Origin of the sequence: Microcoleus sp. PH2017_12_PCY_D_A (assembly GCF_020738565.1) — a bacterium.
Taxonomy (GTDB): Bacteria; Cyanobacteriota; Cyanobacteriia; order Cyanobacteriales; family Microcoleaceae; genus Microcoleus.
In genome coordinates, this window is the sequence record NZ_JAEQCI010000069.1 from 23480 (window position 1) to 29962 (window position 6483).

Consider the following 6483-nt stretch of genomic DNA (forward strand, 5'->3'; position numbering starts at 1 on the left):
TCCCAATTCCCAATTCCCCCATCATGCCCGATGCCCGATGCCCCATGCTCTGTTTGGCCGATAATTAAATGTTATTTCGGCCCGTAGCCGATCGATCCTGCGTAAATTGCCCGATCGCCCAATTCGTCCTCAATCCGCAACAAACGGTTGTATTTAGCAACCCGTTCGCTGCGGCACAGAGAACCAGTCTTGATTTGACCGGCGCGAGTCGCTACTGCTAAATCAGCAATTGTAGTATCCTCAGTTTCACCCGAACGGTGGCTGATGACCGATCGATAGCTGTTGCGCTTCCCTAAGTCGATCGTATCCAAAGTCTCAGTCAAAGAACCAATTTGATTCAGCTTAATCAAAATCGAATTGCTAGCTTTCAAATCAATTCCTTTTTGCAAGCGCGTGCGATTAGTAACAAACAAATCGTCACCCACCAACTGAACTTTGCTGCCCATTTTCTGAGTCAGCGCCACCCAACTATCCCAATCGTCTTCGTGCAAACCATCTTCAATGGAAACGATCGGATATTGACCTACTAAACCCTCCAAATAATCAATTAATTCTGCCGGCGAATGAGCCACACCGTCGTAGGTGTACTTCCCATCTTTGTAAAATTCGCTAGCAGCAACATCCAAAGCCAAAGCAACTTGTTCCCCAGGCTTGTAACCAGCTTTTTCAATTGCCATCACCAACAAATCCAAAGCTTCCTGATTGGAACCCAAATTAGGAGCAAAACCGCCTTCATCGCCAACACCAGTCAGCAAATTTTTGTCTTTCAAAACTTTAGCCAGGCTAGCAAATACTTCTGCACCCCAGCGCAAAGCTTCCTTAAAAGAAGGTGCTCCCACAGGCACAATCATAAACTCCTGAATGTCTACGTTGTTGTCCGCGTGGGAACCGCCGTTGATGACGTTCATCAAAGGCACGGGTAAAACGTTAGCTAAAGCGCCGCCCAAGTAGCGGTAAAGGGGTATTTGTAAAGTCTCGGCGGCAGCCTTTGCTGTGGCTAGGGAGACTCCGAGAATGGCATTGGCGCCGAGGTTAGACTTGTTGGGGGAACCGTCCAAGTCAATCATAGTTCGATCGATTAATGGTTGGTCGATCGCATCCAGATTAGCCAAAGCGGGAGCAATTTTGTGTTCGACGTTAGCAACCGCTTTTAAAACTCCCTTACCACCGTAGCGGCTTTTGTCATCGTCGCGGAGTTCGTGGGCTTCAAAAGAGCCTGTAGACGCGCCGCTGGGAACTTGGGCGAGTCCGACAACACCATTGGCTAGATACACTTCAGCTTCGATGGTGGGGCGGCCGCGGGAGTCGAGGATTTCTCTGGCTTTAATAGATTCGATCGCAGTGTCTTGCATATTAACGATTCCTGACTTTGCTCAAGGTTTGATGACATTTGGCAGTCTGTCGGTTCTCCCACACTGACTGCTGACGGGTAATAGAGTACGCGATCCCGACAATTATTGACACAGAGTTCAAAATATTTGCGGATTTGGCAAGCCCTATGTCAATAAGCTTGGCTTGTTGCCGGACAATCTCTGACAATTTTGACACTAATTTGATGTTTTAAACCGCAGATTCACGCAGATTGGTTAATTGGAACCTTTGTTAACATCAGAATGTCAACAAAATCAATCAAATCAGGAGAAATCTAAAATGTTAGAAACAAACGTCGGAGAAATTAAATCCTTAGCTATCGATTCCGATCCAATTATTCCCGATCCCCCAAACATCAGATTGCTCACAGGGCCATTGCCAAATCCCATCGATCCCAACTTTTTTGACCTTACTCCCAATAACGATACAGTTCAATTAGCCAACGGAATTTTGCGGAACACTCCCGGAGGTTTGCGCGCCTTAGCAGGCGACGATTTTGTCCGAGGTTCCGGTGGTGCGGAACTGATGAACGGGAATGGTGGCTTCGATACTTTAATCGGAGGCTGCGGTAACGATACTATTCGCGGCGGTCAAGATTCTGACATACTTTACGGACAATGCGGCAACGATATTCTCAGCGGCAATCAAGGCGATGATGTCGCCTATGGAGGCACGGGAAATGATTTTGTGCGAGGTGGTCAAGGAAATGATGCTTTAGTCGGAGACAGTGGCAATGATACTCTGATTGGTGATGCAGGAATTGACAGACTTTGGGGAAAAGAAGGCGCAGATTTGTTTGTAATTAGAAGAGAAGCGGGAGCAACTTCGCGGGAATTTGGTTCAGCTCAAGCCCGTCCAATTGGGACTTTTCCTTTGAGTACAGAAGAAGTGCCAGCAGATTTTATTCTCGATTACAATCCGGCCCAAGGAGATGTAATTGGATTGGCGGGAGGGCTGACGCGAAACGATATTGTCTTGACCGAAAGGTTTGCAACAATTGGCGATGCGAGAAGTTACGATAGCAACGGGCCTATTCCTCCGGGATCGATTATAACTACTGAGTTTAGATTTTTAAACATTAAGGCGACGGTGATTCGCGAAGCTAGCACCGGCAATATCTTGGGTTTAGTGAAGGATGTTTCGCCGAGTCAACTTCAGTTTGCCTCTGTGTCTGACAGTGCGATCGCCCTTGGATAAGCGTCATAGGTTTGTAGTGAGGACTTCAGTCCTTTCTAAAGACTAAAGTCTTTACTACAAACCATTTTTATAGTTGCCAAATTCTGCATTTCAAGACCAAAAATCCGCCACATCATATCCCATGTCGCGGAGCATTTGTCGCAGCAAAGGCAAACTCAAACCAATCACATTTGTGTGACAGCCTTCGATTTTTTCCACAAAAAAGCCGCCTTTACCTTCGAGTGCAAAACATCCTGCACAGCCGAGTGGTTCGCCCGTAGCAACGTAAGCCACAATTTGACGGGAGGTAACTTCGGCAAAATGAACTTTTGTAACTTGACACCGAACGAGCGATCGCTCCATTGCCTCATCAAAGTTATCGAATCTAGTATCAATTAAAGCATGACCCGTATAAAGTTCGCCAACTTTACCGCGCATTTTCTGCCAGCGGGAGATTGCTTCTTGGGCATCCTTGGGTTTGCCGTGAATTTCGCCATCAATAACCAAAATGGAATCGCATCCCAACACCAAACACGATTTGGGATTGGGAATTTGCGGGTGAGAATTAGCGAGCAAAAAACTAGCTACAGCGTCAGCTTTTCCCTCTGCTAAAACCTGCACTAATTTAGTAGCATCCCTCATTTTTATTTGCCCTTCATCAAAATCGCTGGGGCAAATTACCGCTTGAATACCCGCACTTTCTAGCAGGCTGCGGCGCGCCGGGGAAGCTGAGGCTAATACAAAAGTTGGAGTTTTCATAATTTATAAGAAGGAAGAAGGAAGAAGGAAGAAGGAAGAAGGAAGAAAGAATAGTTACCTTCCAGGCTCTGCCTTGGAATACATACCCGGAGGCTCTACCTCCAATGCTCTTCGGCCCAATTCCCAATTCCCAACCCTAATAAACAGAGAAAGACTTAACAACTTTCTCAAAAGCTTCTTTTACCTTCGGCCAGCGTTCTTCGGTAGTGGAAACGTTCAGCGTAAATAGTTTGCCGCGGCTGACTGCTACGCTGGCTAAGTTGTGCCGCTGTTGGTTTGGGAGTTTGACGGCGTATTCTAAAATGTAGTAGCTTTTCGATCGCGATTCCCGACTTTCTGCATTGACTAATTCAGCTTCGCGCCCCGAATCTGTCGGGGCGATCGCACTTTTGCTGAGCTTGTATCCCACATCCGTCGGCGTGCCCAAATCTGCGAGAGTTTTGTTCCCAGCCACTGGACTGATGACCACGCTGACGTTCTCGGTTTGCTGGATCAAATCGCGGAACACCACATCGGGGCCGTTGGAAACTGCGATCGGCAGCCAGCCGTTAGGATAGAGAAATTGATAGCCGTCGCCGGTATCAACGTAGCTTTTGAGTCCGGTGACTTTAGACACACAACCTGTCAAGCTGAGGCTTAAAACCACCAGAAGTATTGCTGCAATTCGTTTGAGCATTATTTTATCGATCGGGTAACACTAAAATATTGAATTTCTATTGTCTCACCAAACCTTGCGTCTAAAAATAGTTAAGCTATGGATCGCCAATTGTGTATTGCTGGCAAGCCATAGCCGTACAGTTTAATTTTTCTCAAAATAATTACAGGTGAGTCAGCCAGCTAATCAGTCCGTGCTTGGTAGAAACTTCTAAAGCCAAGAGAGAAACAAAACCGATCATCGCGAGGCGGCCGTTCAAGCGTTCTGCGTAGGGTGTAAAGCCTGTGCGGGCTTCATCGTCAATGTATACTTTGGGCTCGATCGCAAAATTGTTCATTTTGCCGTCGTTGTCGAGTAGTAAGCCTCTGTCAGCCATGTTAGTGTCCTAAGTTGTTTTTGGTGTAATGTAAACTAATGTAACAGACTTGTGAAGAGATGTAAAGGATTATGAGTTTTTTTTTTCATTCGCCGCGACTCAGATACCAGTTTTCCCAAAAAAGGCAAGAGGCGGGCAAGCTCGAAACCCTTATACAATCAGTCATTCCCAAATCTAAAATCTAAAATCTAAAATCTAAAATCCTATGACTGCAGGCAGTAGACTCACGGCCCCGGAGGGGAGAGGATAGAGTTGAGAGGCGCAAAAATCGATGGTGTGGCAAATCCCAGTCTGGGTTTGACGAAAATAGTGGAAGAATGGAGGAAAAATTTATGCGGGCCAGTCTGGAAATGCGGTGGTTTTATAGCGGTGCGCTGCCAAAACCGATCGGGCAATGGTTTGGAAGCGAGAGTCTGGGCGGGTATCTATCCCCGCCTGAAGAGCGAGAAGATTTATATTTGCTGATACCTAGTTGCGACTACTTGGGAGTAAAACTGCGCGGGAAAAATTTACAAGTAAAGTGGCGGCAGGAAGAATTGGGGGTGATGCCCTTCGGCAACCGCTGGGAAGGCAAAGCCGAGAAATGGCTGAAGTGGATATGCGCCGACACGATGGCGCCGCTACCGGCGGATATAATCGCAACTGGAAAGTGGGTGAAGGTGAAAAAAAAGCGAGCGCAGCGTCTTTACCAAGTTTCTGCCCCAGGCGTGCTAATGTCTGTGCCTGTCGAAGCGCCTATTCCGCAAGGCTGCATTGTAGAAATTACTCAGTTAAATGTTAACGGCACTGCGTCGTGGACTTTGGGCTTTGAAGCGTTTGGGAGCGAAAATTTTTTGGCCGAAAGTCTGCAAACAGTAGCTAATTGGACTAGCAAGAGTTATCAGGCGCAAAAGTTGAAAGCTGAGGATTCTTCTGGCTATCCGACTTGGCTGGCCCGCAAGTAAGGAGGGGGAGAGGGGGAGAGGGGGAGAGAGGGAGATAGGGAGATAGGGAGAGGGGGAGAGGGGGAGAGGGGGAAAGGAAGAGGGGGAGAGGGGGAGAGGGGGAGAGGGGGAGAGAATTTGAAACTTTTCTCGAAAACTCTTTTGCTGAATCTGTGGATAGCGCTTCAGAGACTTCAAGCCCGGATCTGCTCAAAAGTTAACAGAATTTCCTTTTCTCCCATTCTCCATTCTGCCATTTTCACTCTCTCCATTCTCTCATTCTCCTACTCAGACACCTTCGCCACTCGATCGGCACTTCTGAGAATTTGACAAGCCAAAATCGCCGCCCCAAACCCATTATCAATATTCACAACACCCACACCAGCCGCACAAGAATTGAGCATAGTTAAAAGAGGAGCAATCCCGCCAAAACTCGCGCCGTAACCTACACTTGTCGGCACAGCAATCACCGGACAATCCGCCAAACCCGCAACTACACTCGCCAAAGCACCTTCCATACCCGCAACCGCAATCAACACATCAGCACCAGCAATTACGTGCCGGTTGCTCAGCAAGCGGTGAATCCCCGCAACTCCCACATCCCACAAACGCCGCACCCCAAAACCGCAAAGTTCCGCAGTCACAGCCGCCTCTTCGGCTACAGGCAAATCGGCTGTTCCCGCACTGATAATAGTCACAGTACCCGGACGCTGGGGAGTTGGGGATTTAGCAGAAATTGCACAAATTCGAGCTGTTTTGTAGTAGCACAAATCGGGTATTTTTTGCTGCAATTGCTCGAAAACTTCTGGCTCAATTCGCGTCGCCATCACCGCAGAATTGCGCCCGCGCATGGCTTCGATAATCTCAACAATTTGGTCTGATGTTTTTCCGGGGCCCCAAATGACTTCCGGAAAACCGGTTCTGAGAGTGCGGTGGTGGTCAATTTTGGCAAAATCGCCGACTTGCTCGAAGTCAAAATGCTTTAATTTGTCCAAAGCTGCGATCGGGCTAACATCCCCGGCCGCCACTGATTCGAGTAATTTCTGTAAAATTTCAGGTTCCATTAATTAATGATATCTTCTGTACTCAAACAAATATACCAAAATAGGTTCGTAAATAGGTTCGTAGTGAGGACTTCTGTCCTCTTCTTTCTGCGGACTAAAGTCCTCACTACGAACCAATAACAACTGTTTGTAGTGAGGACTTCTGTCCTCTTCTTTCTG

7 protein-coding genes are annotated in these 6483 nt (G+C 47.5%); 2 read left to right on the forward strand and 5 right to left on the reverse strand.

The window, feature by feature from the left end:
• Positions 1–71 precede the first annotated feature (71 nt).
• Complete coding sequence (gene eno / locus JGK39_RS20325) at positions 72–1361, reverse strand: phosphopyruvate hydratase (RefSeq protein ID WP_366048924.1); 1290 nt, start codon at positions 1359–1361, stop codon at positions 72–74.
• A gap of 289 nt (positions 1362–1650) precedes the next feature.
• On the opposite strand from eno, the gene JGK39_RS20330 reads away from it, so the two are divergent.
• Positions 1651–2568 carry a calcium-binding protein gene (locus JGK39_RS20330; RefSeq protein ID WP_293247326.1) on the forward strand — a complete coding sequence of 306 codons (918 nt, stop codon included), beginning with the start codon at positions 1651–1653 and terminating at the stop codon, positions 2566–2568.
• Positions 2569–2658: 90 nt separating this feature from the next.
• On the opposite strand, the gene JGK39_RS20335 is transcribed toward JGK39_RS20330, so the two are convergent.
• From JGK39_RS20335 to JGK39_RS20345, 3 genes are all read right to left on the reverse strand, one after another.
• On the reverse strand, positions 2659–3306 hold the full coding sequence (locus JGK39_RS20335) for a nucleoside triphosphate pyrophosphatase (protein ID WP_293247329.1): 648 nt from the start codon (positions 3304–3306) through the stop codon (positions 2659–2661).
• 136 nt (positions 3307–3442) lie between these two features.
• Positions 3443–3982 carry a photosystem II reaction center PsbP gene (psbP, locus tag JGK39_RS20340; protein ID WP_293247332.1) on the reverse strand — a complete coding sequence of 180 codons (540 nt, stop codon included), beginning with the start codon at positions 3980–3982 and terminating at the stop codon, positions 3443–3445.
• 142 nt (positions 3983–4124) lie between these two features.
• A complete protein-coding gene (locus tag JGK39_RS20345) occupies positions 4125–4337 on the reverse strand; it encodes a chlorophyll a/b-binding protein (RefSeq protein WP_293247335.1) in 213 nt (70 codons plus the stop codon).
• Positions 4338–4654: 317 nt separating this feature from the next.
• Here JGK39_RS20345 and JGK39_RS20350 point away from each other — a divergent pair, with 317 nt between their 5' ends.
• Complete coding sequence (locus tag JGK39_RS20350; RefSeq protein ID WP_293247338.1) at positions 4655–5281, forward strand: hypothetical protein; 627 nt, start codon at positions 4655–4657, stop codon at positions 5279–5281.
• Positions 5282–5544: 263 nt separating this feature from the next.
• Here JGK39_RS20350 and larB read toward each other — a convergent pair whose 3' ends face one another.
• Complete coding sequence (gene larB, locus JGK39_RS20355) at positions 5545–6324, reverse strand: nickel pincer cofactor biosynthesis protein LarB (RefSeq protein WP_293247341.1); 780 nt, start codon at positions 6322–6324, stop codon at positions 5545–5547.
• Between the last annotated feature and the right edge of the window lie 159 nt (positions 6325–6483).

Coding starts and splice junctions, on each gene's coding strand:
- JGK39_RS20330 (WP_293247326.1), top strand. CDS start 1,651: ATGTTAGAAACAAACGTCGGAGAAATTAAATCCTTAGCTATCGATTCC.
- JGK39_RS20335 (WP_293247329.1), bottom strand. CDS start 3,306: ATGAAAACTCCAACTTTTGTATTAGCCTCAGCTTCCCCGGCGCGCCGC.
- psbP (WP_293247332.1), bottom strand. CDS start 3,982: ATGCTCAAACGAATTGCAGCAATACTTCTGGTGGTTTTAAGCCTCAGC.
- JGK39_RS20345 (WP_293247335.1), bottom strand. CDS start 4,337: ATGGCTGACAGAGGCTTACTACTCGACAACGACGGCAAAATGAACAAT.
- JGK39_RS20350 (WP_293247338.1), top strand. CDS start 4,655: ATGGAGGAAAAATTTATGCGGGCCAGTCTGGAAATGCGGTGGTTTTAT.
- larB (WP_293247341.1), bottom strand. CDS start 6,324: ATGGAACCTGAAATTTTACAGAAATTACTCGAATCAGTGGCGGCCGGG.